Annotated in this window: 12 protein-coding genes; 9 read left to right on the top strand and 3 right to left on the bottom strand. The window is 43.0% G+C overall.

The genetic code is table 11. The features are described 5' to 3' along the window. Nucleotides 1-7 precede the first annotated feature (7 nt). From NMM26_RS04415 to NMM26_RS04440, 6 genes are all read left to right on the top strand, one after another. Complete coding sequence (locus NMM26_RS04415; RefSeq protein WP_254753860.1) at nt 8-748, top strand: Stp1/IreP family PP2C-type Ser/Thr phosphatase; 741 nt, start codon at nt 8-10, stop codon at nt 746-748. After that, nucleotides 745-2,646: a Stk1 family PASTA domain-containing Ser/Thr kinase gene (gene pknB, locus NMM26_RS04420; RefSeq protein ID WP_254753861.1), complete on the top strand. Its 1,902-nt coding sequence runs from the start codon at nt 745-747 to the stop codon at nt 2,644-2,646. The genes NMM26_RS04415 and pknB overlap by 4 nt, the downstream gene beginning before the upstream one ends. Before the next feature lie 94 nt (nt 2,647-2,740). Next, nucleotides 2,741-3,499, top strand: coding sequence for a threonine/serine exporter family protein (locus tag NMM26_RS04425; protein WP_254753862.1), 759 nt, complete (start codon nt 2,741-2,743; stop codon nt 3,497-3,499). Nucleotide 3,500: 1 nt separating this feature from the next. Continuing rightward, a complete protein-coding gene (locus NMM26_RS04430; protein ID WP_049550918.1) occupies nt 3,501-3,950 on the top strand; it encodes a threonine/serine exporter family protein in 450 nt (149 codons plus the stop codon). A 113-nt stretch (nt 3,951-4,063) separates the two neighbouring features. Further along, a complete protein-coding gene (locus tag NMM26_RS04435) occupies nt 4,064-5,236 on the top strand; it encodes a hydroxymethylglutaryl-CoA synthase (protein WP_254753892.1) in 1,173 nt (390 codons plus the stop codon). Beyond that, nucleotides 5,236-6,510: a hydroxymethylglutaryl-CoA reductase, degradative gene (locus NMM26_RS04440; protein ID WP_254753863.1), complete on the top strand. Its 1,275-nt coding sequence runs from the start codon at nt 5,236-5,238 to the stop codon at nt 6,508-6,510. Before NMM26_RS04435 ends, NMM26_RS04440 begins: the two co-directional genes overlap by 1 nt. Nucleotides 6,511-6,652: 142 nt before the next feature. On the opposite strand, the gene NMM26_RS04445 is transcribed toward NMM26_RS04440, so the two are convergent. After that, nucleotides 6,653-7,618: a LacI family DNA-binding transcriptional regulator gene (locus NMM26_RS04445; protein WP_000226006.1), complete on the bottom strand. Its 966-nt coding sequence runs from the start codon at nt 7,616-7,618 to the stop codon at nt 6,653-6,655. Beyond that, nucleotides 7,599-9,053, bottom strand: a complete 1,455-nt coding sequence (locus NMM26_RS04450; protein WP_254753864.1) for a sucrose-6-phosphate hydrolase — start codon at nt 9,051-9,053, stop codon at nt 7,599-7,601. The genes NMM26_RS04445 and NMM26_RS04450 overlap by 20 nt, the downstream gene beginning before the upstream one ends. A 380-nt stretch (nt 9,054-9,433) precedes the next feature. Here NMM26_RS04450 and NMM26_RS04455 point away from each other — a divergent pair, with 380 nt between their 5' ends. Together NMM26_RS04455 and scrK are read left to right on the top strand one after the other, a co-directional pair. Beyond that, complete coding sequence (locus NMM26_RS04455) at nt 9,434-11,320, top strand: sucrose-specific PTS transporter subunit IIBC (RefSeq protein WP_254753865.1); 1,887 nt, start codon at nt 9,434-9,436, stop codon at nt 11,318-11,320. Nucleotides 11,321-11,574: 254 nt separating this feature from the next. After that, nucleotides 11,575-12,462 (top strand): fructokinase ScrK, encoded by an 888-nt coding sequence (gene scrK, locus NMM26_RS04460; protein WP_033685440.1) that lies wholly within the window; start codon nt 11,575-11,577, stop codon nt 12,460-12,462. Nucleotides 12,463-12,504: 42 nt separating this feature from the next. Here the strand turns inward: scrK and NMM26_RS04465 are convergent, their stop codons facing one another. Continuing rightward, entirely contained in the window at nt 12,505-13,122 is a 618-nt protein-coding gene (locus tag NMM26_RS04465) for a TVP38/TMEM64 family protein (RefSeq protein WP_000076168.1), read from the bottom strand. Between the two features lie 146 nt (nt 13,123-13,268). On the opposite strand from NMM26_RS04465, the gene NMM26_RS04470 reads away from it, so the two are divergent. Further along, nucleotides 13,269-16,259 carry a type I restriction endonuclease subunit R gene (locus NMM26_RS04470; protein ID WP_254754450.1) on the top strand — a complete coding sequence of 997 codons (2,991 nt, stop codon included), beginning with the start codon at nt 13,269-13,271 and terminating at the stop codon, nt 16,257-16,259. Nucleotides 16,260-16,267 lie beyond the last annotated feature (8 nt).

Genomic DNA, 16,267 nt, shown 5'->3' on the forward strand with positions numbered 1-16,267 from the left:
CTGACACATGGAAATTTCATTATTAACAGATGTTGGTCAGAAACGAACAAATAACCAAGACTATGTCAACCACTATGTCAATAGAGCTGGACGTACCATGATTATTTTAGCTGATGGAATGGGAGGTCATCGCGCAGGGAATATCGCTAGTGAAATGGCGGTAACAGACCTAGGTATAGCTTGGGTCGATACCCAGATCGATACAGTCAATGAAGTGCGTGAATGGTTCGCCCATTACCTAGAAATTGAAAATCAAAAGATTCATCAACTTGGACAAGATGATGCCTATAAAGGAATGGGAACAACTCTAGAAGCTGTTGCTATTATTGGCAATCAGGCTATCTATGCTCATATTGGAGATTCTCGTATCGGTTTGATTCGTGGAGAAGAATACCACCAGTTAACGAGCGATCATTCCTTGGTCAATGAATTGCTCAAGGCAGGTCAATTGACACCTGAAGAAGCAGCTAGCCACCCACAGAAAAATATTATTACCCAGTCAATCGGTCAAAAAGATGAAATTCAGCCTGATTTTGGAATGATTACCCTTGAGCCGGGAGACTATCTCCTACTTAATAGTGATGGATTAACAAATATGATTTCAGGAAGTGAAATCTATGATATTGTAACCAGCGATATTCCTTTGGCAGATAAGGCAGCAACCTTGATCCGTTTTGCCAACAATGCTGGTGGATTGGACAATATCACAGTTGCCCTTATTGCTATTAATGAGGAGGCAACAGAATGATCCAAATCGGCAAGATTTTTGCCGGGCGGTATCGAATTATCAAACAAATTGGTCGAGGAGGCATGGCAGATGTCTATTTGGCTAAGGATTTGATTTTGGACGGTGAAGAAGTGGCAGTGAAGGTCCTGAGGACTAACTACCAAACAGACCCGATTGCTGTGGCGCGTTTCCAGCGGGAAGCGAGAGCCATGGCGGATCTGGACCATCCTCATATCGTTCGGATTACAGATATTGGTGAAGAAGAGGGGCAACAGTATCTCGCAATGGAATATGTTGCTGGGTTAGACCTCAAACGCTATATCAAGGAACATCACCCTCTTTCAAATGAAGAAGCGATTCGAATCATGGGACAAATCCTCTTGGCTATGCGCTTAGCTCATACTCGAGGAATTGTTCACAGAGATTTAAAACCGCAAAATATCCTTTTGACACCAGATGGGACTGCCAAGGTTACAGACTTTGGAATCGCAGTAGCCTTTGCAGAGACAAGTCTGACTCAGACCAACTCAATGCTAGGTTCCGTTCATTATTTGTCTCCAGAGCAGGCGCGTGGTTCTAAAGCAACTGTGCAGAGTGATATCTATGCTATGGGGATTATCTTCTATGAGATGCTGACAGGTCATATTCCTTACGATGGGGATAGTGCGGTGACCATTGCCCTCCAGCATTTCCAGAAGCCCTTGCCATCGGTTATAGCTGAAAATCCATCTGTACCTCAGGCTTTAGAAAATGTTGTTATCAAGGCAACTGCCAAGAAATTGACAGATCGCTACAAGTCAGTCGCTGAGATGTATGTGGATTTATCTAGTAGTTTGTCTTATAATCGTCGTAATGAACCAAAGCTGGTCTTTGACGATGCGACTAAGACGGACACCAAGACTCTTCCTAAAGTTCCACAAAGTACCTTGACTTCTATTCCTAAAGCTCCGGTACAAGAGGGAAGACCTCAACCTAAGCCCCAGCCTCATCAAACAGAAAAAACGGTACCTAGTCCAAAGCCAACCAAACGCCGTCGCATGAAAGCACGTTATCCAATTTTATTTGCGACCTTCTTGTTAGTTGTGGCATCTTTAGTATGGATTTTATATAGAACGCCCGCTACCATTGCCGTTCCAAAGGTGGCAGGTCAGACGGTTGCAGAGGCTAAAGAGGCTCTAAAAAAAGCCAATTTTGAGGTTGGTGAAGAAAAAGCAGAGGCCAGTGACAAGGTTGAAGAAGGTAGGGTTATTCGTACCGATCCTGATGCTGGTACAGCACGTAAAGAAGGAACAAAAATTAATTTGATTGTGTCTTCAGGTCAGCAGTCTTTCCAACTCGGAAATTATCTTGGAAGAAAATCTAGTGATGTAGTGGCAGATTTGAAAGGTAAGAAGGTTCCAGAAAATCTAATTAAGATTGAGGAAGAAGAATCCAACGAGATTGAAGCCGGTACAATCATGAAACAAAGTTTACCGGAAGGAACAACCTACGATCTTAGCAAGGCAACTCAAATAGTTCTGACTGTTGCTAAAAAAGTAAATTCTATTTCAATGCCAAGTTATATTGGTTCTAGCCGAGAATTTGCAGTCAATAATCTTACACAGATATATGAAGTTAAAAAAGCTAATATCGAAGTTGTAGAAGTGTCTATAGCTCCTGAAGGAACAGCTGAGGGGACTGTTGTAGAGCAAAGTCCAAAACCGGGTGAAAAGGTAGATTTAAACACCACTCGTGTTAAAATTTCTATTTATAAAGCGAAACAAACTCATTCTTCTTCAACTTCTTCATCCTCATCCTCTTCTTCGTCCTCAAGTTCTTCTCGGAAATCTAACGAACAAGGGGATGCAGAATCCACTCCAACACAGGGAAATCCGCAAGGTAATTCACAACGAGGAGATACTTCCCGAGACAATCCATAGTGATACTAGAATCTTTGTCATGATTTCGTGGCAAAGATTTTTTTTGACTCCAGATTTGTGATAGAATAGAGGGAGTTGATAAAAGGAGGAACGCATGGAAGAGTCAAAAGAATTAAATGCCGTCATCGATGTGATTATGCTAGCAGGGACCATTCTCTTAAAAAGTGGTTCAGAGATTCATCGTGTAGAAGATACCATGATCCGTATTGCGCATTCGCAGGGGATTGTGGATTGCAATGTTCTTGCTATGCCTGCCGCGATCTTTTTCTCCATTGAAAATACCAATATTTCGCGTATGAAGCGCGTGACCTCCTCTTCTTATAACATCGAAAAAGTCTGCGATGTCAACCAGATTTCTCGTCAGTTGGTAGGTGGAAAGCTTGGTTTAGAGACAGCCTTCAAGCAATTGACGGACTTGCAAGCCCAACCCCTTCCCTATACTAAGTTGCAGGTAACTCTGGCTGCGACCTTTAGTGCTCCTTTCTTTTCAATTATGTTTAGTGGAAATATCTACGACGCACTTGGGGCAGGAGTGGCGACCTTATTTGGTTTTGCCTTTTCTCTCTATGTGGAGAAGTTTATCCGAATTCCCTTTGTGACAGCCTTTGCTGGAGCCTTTGTCTTTGGGATGATTGCCCAATTTTGGGCTCGCTACACAGGTTTTCCTTCAACAGCGGATTTGATTATAGCTGGTGCGGTCATGCCTTTTGTACCAGGTATTGCTTTGACCAATGCGGTTCGTGATATTATGACCAACCACATAAACTCTGGTATGAGTAAGATGTTTGAATCTCTACTCATTACCCTTGCTTTAGGGGCGGGAACTTCTGTCGCCTTGGTATTGATGAACTAATATGACACTAACAACCTTTTTATTACAAGCAGTGGCAAGTCTTCTTGCCATTATCACTTTTTTAATCGTACTCAATGTGCAACGCTCTATGCTCTTACCTGGGGGGATTTTGGGCATGGCTGTCTGGTTAATCTATCTCTTGCTCAAGGAACCAACCAATGTCATTGTAGCCACCTTCATTGCGGCCATTATTGGTTCTTGTGTCAGCCAGATTTTAAGTATTCTTTATAAAACACCTGCTGTGGTCTTTATCTTGGCCATCTTGGCACCTCTGGTTCCGGGTTATCTCTCCTATCGGACAACTGCCTTTTTTGTGACAGGAGATTACAGTCATGCCATTGCTAGTGCAACCTTGGTTGTTATGTTGGCTTTGGTGATTTCCATTGGAATGGCTAGCGGAACAGTGATTCTTAGACTGTATTCCTACTTACGAAAACAGCATAATAGTTAGAATAATAAGCGACTTGATTTGGTGAATCAAGTCTTTTTTCTCTCTTTTACTGCCATTTGTGATAAAATAGTATAGAACGATTTTTTACAATGAATGATAAAACAGAGGTAAATATGACAATCGGTATTGATAAGATTGGTTTTGCGACCAGTCAATATGTCTTGAAATTACAAGACTTAGCAGAAGCGAGGGGAATTGACCCTGAAAAATTAAGTAAAGGACTCTTGCTCAAGGAATTGAGTATTGCACCCCTAACTGAGGACATCGTGACCTTGGCGGCTAGTGCAAGCGACTCTATTTTAACTGAGCAAGAAAGACAAGAAATTGATATGGTCATTGTGGCTACCGAGTCAGGAATTGACCAGAGTAAGGCTGCAGCCGTCTTTGTGCATGGCTTGCTGGGCATCCAGCCCTTTGCTCGTAGTTTCGAGATTAAAGAAGCTTGCTATGGAGCGACAGCTGCCCTTCATTATGCCAAATTGCATGTGGAAAATTCTCCAGAGTCCAAAGTCTTGGTCATTGCCAGTGATATTGCCAAATATGGTATTGAAACTCCGGGAGAACCCACTCAGGGTGCTGGCAGTGTGGCCATGTTGATTACACAGAATCCACGCATTATGGCCTTTAATAACGATAATGTGGCTCAGACTCGTGACATTATGGATTTCTGGCGTCCAAATTACTCTACAACTCCTTATGTAAATGGTGTTTATTCTACCCAGCAATACTTGGATAGTTTGAAAACGACTTGGCTTGAATACCAAAAACGTTACCAGCTTACCTTAGATGATTTTGCAGCTGTTTGCTTCCACTTGCCTTACCCTAAATTAGCGCTAAAAGGCTTGAAAAAAATCATGGATAAGAGCCTGTCTCAAGAGAAAAAAGACCTCTTGCAAAAGCATTTTGACCAGTCTATTCTCTACAGTCAAAAGGTGGGGAATATCTACACAGGATCTCTCTTCCTCGGACTCTTGTCTCTATTGGAAAATACAGATAGCTTGAAGGCTGGGGATAAAATTGCCCTTTATAGTTACGGAAGTGGGGCTGTAGCTGAGTTATTCAGTGGTGAATTGGTTGAAGGATATGAAGCTTATCTGGATAAAGACCGCTTGAACAAACTTGACCAACGAACTGCCTTATCCGTTGCAGACTATGAAAAGGTCTTCTTTGAGGAAGTAGACTTGGATGAAACAAACTCTGCCCAGTTTGCTGGCTATGAAAATCAAGATTTTGCCTTGGTTGAAATTGTGGACCACCAACGCCGTTATAGCAAGGTTGAAAAATAATGAAGATAAGTTGGAATGGATTTTCTAAAAAATCATACCATGAGCGCCTTGAGCTGTTAAAAGCTCAGGCGCTCCTTAGTCCTGATAAGCAAACTAGTTTGGAGCAGGATGAACAGATGAGTGTGGCTGTTGCAGACCAGCTGAGTGAGAATGTAGTGGGAACTTTTTCTCTACCTTATTCGCTTGTTCCAGAGGTTCTTGTCAATGATCAGGAATACACCGTTCCCTATGTGACAGAAGAACCCTCTGTGGTTGCAGCGGCTAGCTATGCCAGTAAAATCATCAAGCGAGCAGGTGGCTTTACTGCTCAAGTACATGATCGTCAGATGATTGGGCAGGTAGCACTTTATCAAGTTGCTGAACCTGAACAAGTACAAGAGAAGATTACCAGTAAGAAAGCGGAGCTCTTAGAACTTGCCAATCAAGCCTATCCTTCTATCGTTAAACGAGGAGGTGGGGCACGTGATTTGCATGTCGGGCAGATTAAAGGTGAAACAGACTTTCTCGTTGTTTATCTCCATGTCGATACCCAGGAAGCCATGGGAGCCAATATGCTCAACACCATGCTGGAAGCTTTGAAACCTGTCTTAGAAGAACTCGGTCAGGGACAAAGTCTCATGGGAATCCTGTCCAACTACGCGACCGATTCTCTAGTGACAGCCAGCTGTCGCATCGCCTTTCGCTATTTGAGTCGCCAAAAGGATCAAGGACGAGAAATTGCAGAGAAGATAGCCTTGGCTAGTCAGTTTGCGCAGGCTGATCCTTACCGAGCTGCTACCCACAATAAAGGGATTTTTAATGGTATTGATGCCATTTTGATTGCCACTGGTAATGACTGGCGTGCTATTGAGGCAGGAGCTCATGCTTTTGCCAGTCGAGACGGGCGCTACCAAGGTCTTAGTCAATGGACGCTGGACCTTGAAAGAGAAGAATTGGTTGGTGAGATGACCCTGCCTATGCCTGTAGCGACAAAGGGTGGCTCTATCGGTCTCAACCCTCGTGTAGCCCTCAATCATGAACTGCTGGGAAATCCATCTGCTAAAGAATTAGCTCAGATTATCGTGTCTATCGGTCTCGCCCAAAACTTTGCGGCCCTCAAAGCCTTGGTGAGTACAGGGATCCAGCAAGGCCACATGAAATTGCAGGCCAAATCCCTAGCTCTCCTTGCAGGTGCCAGTGAATCCGAGGTTGCTCCTCTGGTTGAGCGACTTATCGCAGATAAAACCTTTAACTTAGAGACAGCCCAGCGCTATCTCGAAAACTTAAGATCATAAAAAAACTCAGACGAATCGGTCTGAGTTTTCTTGTGCTTATACTCTTCGAAAATCAAATTCAAACCACGTCAGCTTCGCCTTGCCGTACTCAAGTACAGCCTGCGGCTAGCTTCCTAGTTTGCTCTTTGATTTTCATTGAGTATTAAATACTTTTTCCAGGTAATAGGGTAACTGGTAAGAAGTAGCCTGTTGTCGCAACTTCCTTACCTTCGATCTTCTGCAAGAGAAGATCAACAGTGAGGCAGGCAATCTCTTGCAAAGGTTGCTTAATTGTTGTCAAATGAGGGTAGTAGTTCTCGATAAAATAGGTCCCATCGTAGCCGATGACTTTGAGCTCTTCAGGAACAGAAATGCCTAGTTCTTGAGCAATTTTAATGACCAGAATAGCTGTCAAATCATCTGAAGCAAAAATGGCATCTGGCTTTTGTCGAGTCAAGATATTCTTGATTTCCATTTCTTTTCTGACAGGAGAAAAGTCACTGGAAACATTGATAATAGGTGCTTTGGGGAGAACAGATGCAAAGCCAGCGTGGCGTAGTCCAGTTGGCGAGTTAGAATTGTCATTTCCTGTAATCATGATGATAGACTGGGCGCCTGTCTTGACTAAGGTCTGGGCAGCAAGAACCCCACCAGCGTAGTTGTCAGAGGAAACGACTGGAATGTCTGGCGATAGGTTTCGGTCAAAGGAAATAATCGGTGCTGTCACACGATTGTAGTCTTCAATTCCTAAGTTGTGACTACCAGAAATGATACCGTCCACCTGATTGGCTTCCAGCATTTCGATGTACTCGCGTTCTTTTTCAGAATCATGCTCACTGTTGCAGATGATGGTCTTATAACCATTTTTGAAGAGTTGGTGTTCCAGCTTATCAATCAATTCTGCGTAGAAAACGTTGGAAATATTTGGGAAAATCAAGCCGATTAATTTAGCCGATTTTCCTTGCAGACTACGAGCTAGGTTGTTGGGTTTATAGCCCAATTCCCGCATGGCTTCATTGACCTTTTGAATAGTTTTCTCTGATAAATAGCCTTTTTTATTGATAACCCGAGAAACGGTAGTAGGGCTGACGCCTGCAAGTTTGGCGACATCAGTTAGTTTTGCGACCATAATCTAATTCATAGTAAGTTCCAGTTGGGTTTCCAGATTTGATCAGGATACCATTTTGGTCCGCATGTGGGAAGACACGACCAGAAAATACTTTTTCTCCTTTATTGATGAAAATTTCAAAGACAGAGTTATCGATGAAGATTGTAGCAGTAGTAGCCTGGTTATCGATTGGGCAAGAACGAGTTGTCCCAAATTCTTGAGCGTACTGTTCACCAGCTTGGCTACGATCCACTGTCACTTGACCATTTACAAGGTCAAAGTTGATTGAAAGTCCCTTGCCTTCTTTATCAGCAAGTAAGACAATCTCGCTCTGGCTATTGGCTTCCAAGTTGAGTTCAAGTTCGTAAGTGTTATTGGTTTGGGCACGATTTGAGAAGGCTTCTTCAGAAGCACGAAGGTCCTTGACAGCTGCGACTGGGTATTGGTAGAGTTTACCGTCTTTGATAGTGAGTTCTTTGACCAAAGAGAAGGTTCCTTGGTGGTCAAAACGATCAGAAGGGTAAGAAACATCTGGCAAACCAAGCCAGCTAACAGCTAGAGCACGTCCATCAGGAGAGTTGAAGGCTTGAGTTGCATAGGCTTCGAAACCATAGTCCATGTTTTGAAGTTGAGACACATCTACCATTTTGGCATTTTCAGGGTCAAAGGAAGCCCCAATCTTATACATATTTGGATAGATATTATCGTAATCTAGAACTTTCTTATCCAATCCTTGTGGGCAGTAAAGAAGGACAGGTTGCTCCCCTACAAAGATCAGATTTGGGCATTCCATCATATAGGCAGTGCGGTCGTTAGCAAAGTCAAGGTCGCCAACAGCTTGCCAGTTTGTGTAGTCGTTGTCAATAGCTTTGTAGAGACGAACGAAGCCTTTTTTCTCCAAATCTTGTCCACCGACGATGGCATAGTATTGACCTTTAAAATTAAAAATTTGCGGATCGCGGAAGTGGTCAGTAGAGTCTGCTGGCTGGTCGATCAAGATCTTGTCAATCTTCGTAATCTTGCCATCCTTGTCCATCAAAGCACCGATTTGGTACGGGTGACGGATCCAGTTTTCATCGCGGACATTTCCTGTATAAAATAGGAACAAGTTATCGCCAAACTGCATGGCAGAACCAGAGTAGGCACCGTGGCTATCTAATGGAGTATCTGGTAAAACTTTGATTCCAGTTTCTTTAAAGTGAATCAAATCATCACTTTCTAGCTGTGCCCAAGATTTTAAACCGTGGGCTGCACCAAAAGGAAAATTCTGGTAAAAGAGGATCCACTTGCCATCAAAGTAAGAAAAGCCATTTGGGTCGTTGAGAAGTCCTGTTTTTGGCTCAACATGGTAATGAGTATGCCATGGAGATTGTGCCATATTTTTCTTTATATTTTGAATTTCTTCTTGCGTCCAATCTTCATAGGGTCTATAACGACGCTCAGTTGTCCATTCCATTCATTCATTCCTCCAAAAATCTTATCACTTTTAATAGTAACCGTTTTCGATTAAAAATGCAAGCCTTTTATGTTAAAAAAGAGAAAAAACTGCCAAACGTTTATCATAAATCAAAAGCAGGAAATCAATCATCTATCTGCAGAAAATTGAAAGAAAGTGAAATAAAATCCTTTTTAACTCAGATTTTAAACTATTTTTTTAAAGAACACTTTCATAAAACTCTCACAATATATCAAAACAAAGGACCTTACTCTAAGAAACAAATATTTTTTCTGCAAAACGCTTGACATATTTTTGAAACATGATAAAATAAAAGTCGTAGGGCGAATAAAATCGCTTTCAAACAATAACAAAATTCTATAATAAGGAGATTTTTGCAAATGAACAATCAGGAAATTGCAAAAAAAGTCATCGATGCCTTGGGCGGACGTGAAAATGTCAACAGTGTTGCCCACTGTGCGACTCGTCTTCGTGTCATGGTCAAAGATGAAGGAAAAATCAATAAAGAAGTGATTGAGAACTTGGAAAAAGTTCAAGGTGCTTTCTTTAACTCAGGTCAATACCAAATCATCTTTGGTACAGGTACAGTTAACAAAATGTACGATGAAGTTGTTGCACTTGGTTTGCCAACATCATCTAAAGATGATATGAAAGCAGAAGCTGCCAAACAAGGGAACTGGTTCCAACGTGCTATCCGTACTTTCGGTGACGTTTTCGTTCCAATCATCCCAGTTATCGTAGCAACAGGTCTTTTCATGGGTGTACGTGGTCTATTGACTGCTCTTGGAATGACACTTCCAGCTGACGTGACAACTTACACGCAAATCTTGACAGATACAGCCTTTATCATCTTGCCAGGTTTGGTTGTGTGGTCAACCTTCCGTGTATTCGGTGGAAATCCAGCCGTTGGTATCGTTCTTGGTATGATGCTTGTTTCTGGCTCGCTTCCAAACGCTTGGGCAGTCGCTTCAGGTGGTGAAGTAACAGCTATGAACTTCTTTGGTTTCATCCCTGTTGTTGGTTTGCAAGGTTCTGTTCTTCCAGCCTTCATCATCGGGGTTGTCGGAGCTAAATTTGAAAAAGCTGTCCGCAAGGTTGTTCCAGATGTCATTGACCTCTTGGTAACGCCATTTGTTACACTTTTGGTCATGTCTATCCTTGGACTCTTTGTCATTGGACCGGTCTTCCACGTCGTTGAAAACTACATCCTTATCGCTACAAAAGCGATCCTCAGCTTGCCATTTGGTCTTGGTGGTTTCTTGATTGGTGGGGTTCACCAATTGATCGTTGTGTCAGGTGTGCACCACATCTTCAACTTGCTTGAAGTTCAATTGCTTGCTGCTGACCATGCTAACCCATTCAACGCGATCATCACAGCTGCTATGACAGCTCAAGGTGCTGCGACTGTTGCGGTTGGTGTTAAAACTAAAAATCCAAAACTAAAAACACTTGCTTTCCCAGCTGCTCTTTCTGCCTTCCTAGGTATTACAGAGCCTGCTATTTTCGGGGTTAACTTGCGCTTCCGTAAACCATTCTTCCTTTCATTGATTGCTGGTGCAATCGGTGGTGGATTGGCTTCTATCCTTGGACTTGCAGGTACTGGTAATGGTATCACCATCATCCCTGGTACAATGCTTTACATCGGTAACGGACAACTTGCACAATACCTTCTTATGGTAGCTGTATCATTCGTTCTTGGTTTTGCTCTTACTTATATGTTTGGTTATGAGGATGAAAAAGAAGTTGCTACTGAAGTAGAGACAGAACGTTTGGTCCAAGAAGAAACAACTGGTAACATTCCAGCAGCTCTTCAAAATGAAACACTTGTAACTCCTATCGTTGGTGACGTTGTAGCTCTTGCTGATGTCAATGACCCAGTCTTCTCAAGTGGAGCTATGGGACAAGGTATCGCTGTGAAACCTAGCCAAGGTGTGGTTTATGCACCAGCTGATGCTGAAGTTTCAATCGCCTTTGCGACAGGTCACGCCTTTGGTTTGAAAACAACTAATGGTGCTGAAGTCTTGATCCACGTTGGTATCGACACTGTAACAATGAACGGTGAAGGTTTCGAACAAAAAGTTGCTCAAGGTGACAAGGTAAAAGCTGGCGATGTTCTTGGAACATTTGACTCAAACAAAATCGCCGCAGCTGGTCTTGATGATACAACAATGGTTATTGTTACAAACACAGCTGACTTCTCTTCAGTAGCTCCAATCGCAACAGGTTCAGTTGCGAAGGATGATGCTCTTATCGAAGTGAAAGCCTAATACTCTTCGAAAATCAAATTCAAACCGTGTCAGCTTCGCCTTGCCGTACTCAAGTACAGCCTTCGGCTAGCTTCCTAGTTTGCTCTTTGATTTTCATTGAGTACTACATTCCCTCTCAAAATGAAAACGAACAAATGACATGTTTGTTCGTTTTTGCTTGAATGGTAAGATTTACAGAGAAAAATCTAAAAAATTGAGAAACTTAGATTTTTAAAATATGCTATAATAAAGAAAATAAAAACAAGAGGTTTATCATGACAAAATTATATGGAAGCTTGGAAGCGGGCGGTACAAAGTTTGTCTGTGCTGTCGGTGATGAAAACTTTAACGTTGTAGAAAAAACACAATTTCCAACAACAACTCCAATCGAAACAATCGATAAAACCATCGAGTTCTTTTCAAAATTCGATAACCTTGCTGGCCTTGCAGTTGGTTCATTTGGTCCGATTGATATTGACAAAAACTCAAAAACTTATGGCTTTATCACAACAACTCCAAAACCTCACTGGGCAAATGTGGACTTGCTTGGTGCCCTTCGTAGAGCCCTAAACGTGCCAATGTACTTCACAACAGACGTAAACAGTTCTGCCTATGGTGAAGTGGTTGCCCGTAACAATGCTGGTGGCCGTATCGAAAACTTGGTTTACTATACAATCGGTACTGGTATCGGTGCTGGTGTTATCCAACGTGGTGAGTTTATCGGTGGTGTGGGTCACCCTGAAATGGGACACTACTATGTGGCTAAACACCCAATGGATATTGAAAAAGAATTCAACGGTGTTTGTCCATTCCACAAAGGATGTTTGGAAGGCTTTGCGGCTGGACCAAGTCTCGAAGCTCGTACAGGTATTCGTGGTGAAAATATTGAACTCAACAGCTCTGTCTGGGATGTTCAAGCCTACTACATTGCTCAAGCAGCGGTTAATGCTACAGTGACATTCCGCCCAGACGTGATTGTCTTTGGTGGTGGAGTCATGGCTCAACAACACATGCTGGACCGTGTCCGTGAGAAATTCACAGCTCTTCTTAATGGCTACCTACCAGTACCAGATGTGCGTGACTACATTGTGACGCCAGCAGTCGCAGGAAATGGTTCTGCCACACTTGGGAACTTTGTTCTTGCAAAAGAAGTCTCAAAATAAAGCACAAAATCCGCTTGGGAAACCAAACGGATTTTTTACATGTTAAAGCATTTGCCAGAAGAAGTCAATAATATAGGTCAGACCGTAGGTATAAACCACCAAGGTAAAGGGTTTGGTCAGAATGATGATGGTCATATAGCGCTTAAAACTCATCTTGGTCAGTGCAGCTAGCATACAGAGAAAGTCAGCTGGACTAATCGGCCAAATCATCATAAAAATAAAGAAACGGTCAAAACGATTGCCCTTGTCCAACCAGCCGATATACTTGTCATAGGTGCGCTTGCTGACGACAGACTGGACAAAGGCAGCCCCATAGAGGCGCACCAGATAAAAGATAATGGCACAGCCAATCACGATGCCAATATAGTTGTAGATAGTCCCGATGATGTGTCCGTAGATAAAGACCCCTGCTACCGAGGTCAAGGCCCCTGGGATGATAGGGACGACCGTCTGTAAAATCTGTAAAAAGATAAAGAGAGGTGGCCCCCAGATACCTGCCTGCTGGATAAAGGCAGAGAGGGTTTCCTTAGACTGTAAAATCCCAGCCTGATAAGCCCAAATACAGAAAATCAAACTCCCAACCCCACCGACAATCGATGAGATATTGATAACTTGCTGTAAAAGGGGAGAAACAGCTTTCATTTGTTTATCCTGTGACATGTAAACTCCTCATAGATAGTATATTTCTACTATACCATATTTTAGAGGAGAAAGGGGGAAGATTGCTTTTGCAAGAGGAAGAGTGATGGAATTTGAGGCTAAACATGCTATAATATAGGGAGTGGACAAGTAGCAAAGGAGAGAGTATGATACAGGTAAAACCAGAACTGGAGATAGAAAAACAACTGATCAACCAACTGGTAACTGGGGAAAGTCAATGGACTTACAGAGATGACCTTAAAACTGAAGAGCAATTATGGGAAAACTTCTTTGAAAAGCTAGCCCAGAACAATGTGCCTCTATTGGCAGATCATCCCCTGACAGAACAGGAAAAATGCCAGATAAAGAATCAACTGAACTTTGTTAGCTACTATGATGCGGCCAAGTGGTTGGTCGGCGAAAATGGCATTGCCAAGGTTGAGGTTCAGAGAGAAGATGCTAGTTTGGGGACTATCCGTTTATCTGTCATTTGGCGAGACAATATCGCAGCTGGTAAGTCTAGTTATGAGGTTGTCAACCAAGTTGAGAGAGATAAGATAAATCCTCAGGATCAAGACCGCAGGCTAGATGTGACCCTCTTGATTAATGGCCTTCCAATGATTCAGATCGAGCTTAAAAGTCCCAGAGTTGCTTTTCTAGATGCCTTTCATCAAATCAAGAAGTATGACCGCGAAGGCAAGTTCCGTGGCATCTACTCTAGCTTACAGATGTTTGTTGTGACCAATAAAGTAGACACACGCTATATCGCTGCAGCTAGGGAAAATAAACTCAACAAGCAATTTCTAACCAAGTGGGTGGATAAAGACAACCAACCCATAACGAGCTTGACCAGCTTTGCCCACGAAGTCCTTTCCATACCTCGTGCTCATCAGATGGTCATGCAGTATTCTGTTCTTGATGATAGTAAGAAGGCTCTTATCCTTCTGCGTCCTTACCAGATCCACGCCATCGAAGCAGTGCAAGAAGCTTCTCGCCAGCAAGCATCAGGATATGTCTGGCATACGACAGGTTCAGGGAAGACCTTGACCTCCTATAAGGTAGCGCGGAATCTCCTTCAGATTCCATCCATCCAAAAGACGATTTTTGTCGTTGACCGCAGGGACTTGGACCAACAGACTACATCGTCCTTTCTCTCCTATGCGACCAATGATGTCATTGATATTGATGAGACGGATAATACTCATGATTTAGTCAAGCGACTGGGAAGCAATGATAAGCGTGTCGTGGTGACCACCATCCAGAAAATTACTACCATGATGCGTAAGTTTGAGCAAGGACTTTACCAGCGTGATGCGGACAAAATCAAGGGTCTTCGAGTGGCCTTTGTCGTGGATGAATGCCACCGTGCCGTAACGCCTCAAACACAAAAAGACATTAAGGTCTTTTTCCCACAGTCGCTTTGGTATGGTTTTACAGGCACACCTATCTTTAAGGAAAATAAACGCCAGCAGGTCGGTGACCTAGCTCAAAGCACCCAGCAACAGTACGGTGACCGTCTCCATGAGTATACAGTCAAGGAAGCTATCCATGATGGAGCAGTTTTAGGTTTTAAGGTGGATTATCGCAATACCCTCATCACGGATAAATCCGAAAAGGACATACCAGATATTGTCTACGAGGATGAGGAGCATATGTTGGAAGTCTTGGATGCTATTATCAATAAATCCCGCCAACAGCTAGGCTTCCAAAAGGGAGTAGGTAAGACCTATAATGCTATCCTGACTGTCAAGTCAATCCCTCAAGCCCAAGCCTACTACGACCTCCTCAAACGGGTCAAGGCTGGGGAGACGAGAGTCAAGGTATCGGAAAGGGTTAAGCAGGTCCTTCCTGACTTTCCAAAGGCGACCATCACCTACTCGGTCACAGAAAATGAAGAAGACTCAAGAGCCAATCAAGACCACATGAAGCAAGTCTTAGAGGACTACAACCAAGAGTTTGATACCCACTTTACCATGGCGGATCTTCGTGGCTTTAATACGGATGTCAATAACCGCCTAGCTCGAAAGCAGGACAAATACCTCTATCGCAATGAACAGTTGGACTTGGTTATCGTGGTCAATCGTCTCTTAACAGGATTTGATGCCCCTTGTCTGTCAACTCTCTTTATCGACCGCAAGTCTATGCAACCGCAGGACTTGATTCAGGCTTTTAGTCGAACCAATCGAATATTTGATAGCAGTAAGACCTACGGTCATATCATCACCTTCCAAAAGCCCCTAGCCTTTAAGGAAGCCGTAGATAATGCCCTCAAGCTCTACTCAAATGGTGGTGAAAACGAGGTCCTAGCTCCGAGTTGGGAAGAGGAGAAGAGAAACTTTTTGAGGAGTTGCAGTGATTTCAAAAATCTTGCTACTGATGACTATGTGAATGGTCTAGATTTCGAGCAAGTCTCTACGCCTGAGTTGAGGAAACTAGCTAAAACCTATCAATCCTTTGATAAATATCTAGCCTCTATCCGAGTGTATAAAGAGTATGATGAGGAAGAGCTTTACAGTCAGACAGGACTTGATGGAGAAAAGTTGGAAAGGTATCTGGGTCTTTATCGAAATGTCCTTGCTGAATTAAAAAGCCGAGTAGAGGATGATGACGATGGTGAACCACTTGATATCCACTATGAACTGGAGTCTATCCAAGTGGATGAGATCAACTATGCCTATATCTTAACCTTGATTCAAAGCCTGATTGAACAAGGTCAAAGTCAAGAAAAGAACCTAAGCGCTCAAGATAGGGAAGCCGTGGATAACTATATTCAGAGTCTTGAGAAGACCAATCCAAATCTTGCCCAGATCATCACTGAACTGTGGAGAGAAGTTCAAGACTATCCAGAAAGCTATCGTGGTCAGTCTATCGCAAATATCTTGGATCAGATGATCGAGGCGGTCATCCAGCAACACATCCAAGTCTTTAGCAAGCGCTGGTATGTCGGCGAAGATGAACTCCGTTACTATGTCGAACACTACCGTAAGGGAGCTAAAAAACAACTAGGAGAAAGCCAGTTGACTAAGAGCCAGCGCTATCAGGACTATAAGTTAGAGGTGGCGGATGCCCTCAATCCTCTCCTCTATAAAAAACAAATCAAGGAAGCCTATACTCAGCTAGTAGAGGAAGTCATTGAGCCGTTGAGGGTTGGGAGATAAGGGAATAA

Source organism: Streptococcus sp. CF7_Ac1-8, assembly GCF_024295435.1.
In the GTDB taxonomy this organism is placed as follows: domain Bacteria; phylum Bacillota; class Bacilli; order Lactobacillales; family Streptococcaceae; genus Streptococcus; species Streptococcus mitis_AP.

What these genes read in the sequence shown, in the direction of transcription:
- NMM26_RS04415 (WP_254753860.1), top strand. Translation starts at nt 8, where the DNA reads ATGGAAATTTCATTATTAACAGATGTTGGTCAGAAACGAACAAATAAC.
- pknB (WP_254753861.1), top strand. Translation starts at nt 745, where the DNA reads ATGATCCAAATCGGCAAGATTTTTGCCGGGCGGTATCGAATTATCAAA.
- NMM26_RS04425 (WP_254753862.1), top strand. Translation starts at nt 2,741, where the DNA reads ATGGAAGAGTCAAAAGAATTAAATGCCGTCATCGATGTGATTATGCTA.
- NMM26_RS04430 (WP_049550918.1), top strand. Translation starts at nt 3,501, where the DNA reads ATGACACTAACAACCTTTTTATTACAAGCAGTGGCAAGTCTTCTTGCC.
- NMM26_RS04435 (WP_254753892.1), top strand. Translation starts at nt 4,064, where the DNA reads ATGACAATCGGTATTGATAAGATTGGTTTTGCGACCAGTCAATATGTC.
- NMM26_RS04440 (WP_254753863.1), top strand. Translation starts at nt 5,236, where the DNA reads ATGAAGATAAGTTGGAATGGATTTTCTAAAAAATCATACCATGAGCGC.
- NMM26_RS04445 (WP_000226006.1), bottom strand. Translation starts at nt 7,618, where the DNA reads ATGGTCGCAAAACTAACTGATGTCGCCAAACTTGCAGGCGTCAGCCCT.
- NMM26_RS04450 (WP_254753864.1), bottom strand. Translation starts at nt 9,053, where the DNA reads ATGGAATGGACAACTGAGCGTCGTTATAGACCCTATGAAGATTGGACG.
- NMM26_RS04455 (WP_254753865.1), top strand. Translation starts at nt 9,434, where the DNA reads ATGAACAATCAGGAAATTGCAAAAAAAGTCATCGATGCCTTGGGCGGA.
- scrK (WP_033685440.1), top strand. Translation starts at nt 11,575, where the DNA reads ATGACAAAATTATATGGAAGCTTGGAAGCGGGCGGTACAAAGTTTGTC.
- NMM26_RS04465 (WP_000076168.1), bottom strand. Translation starts at nt 13,122, where the DNA reads ATGTCACAGGATAAACAAATGAAAGCTGTTTCTCCCCTTTTACAGCAA.
- NMM26_RS04470 (WP_254754450.1), top strand. Translation starts at nt 13,269, where the DNA reads ATGATACAGGTAAAACCAGAACTGGAGATAGAAAAACAACTGATCAAC.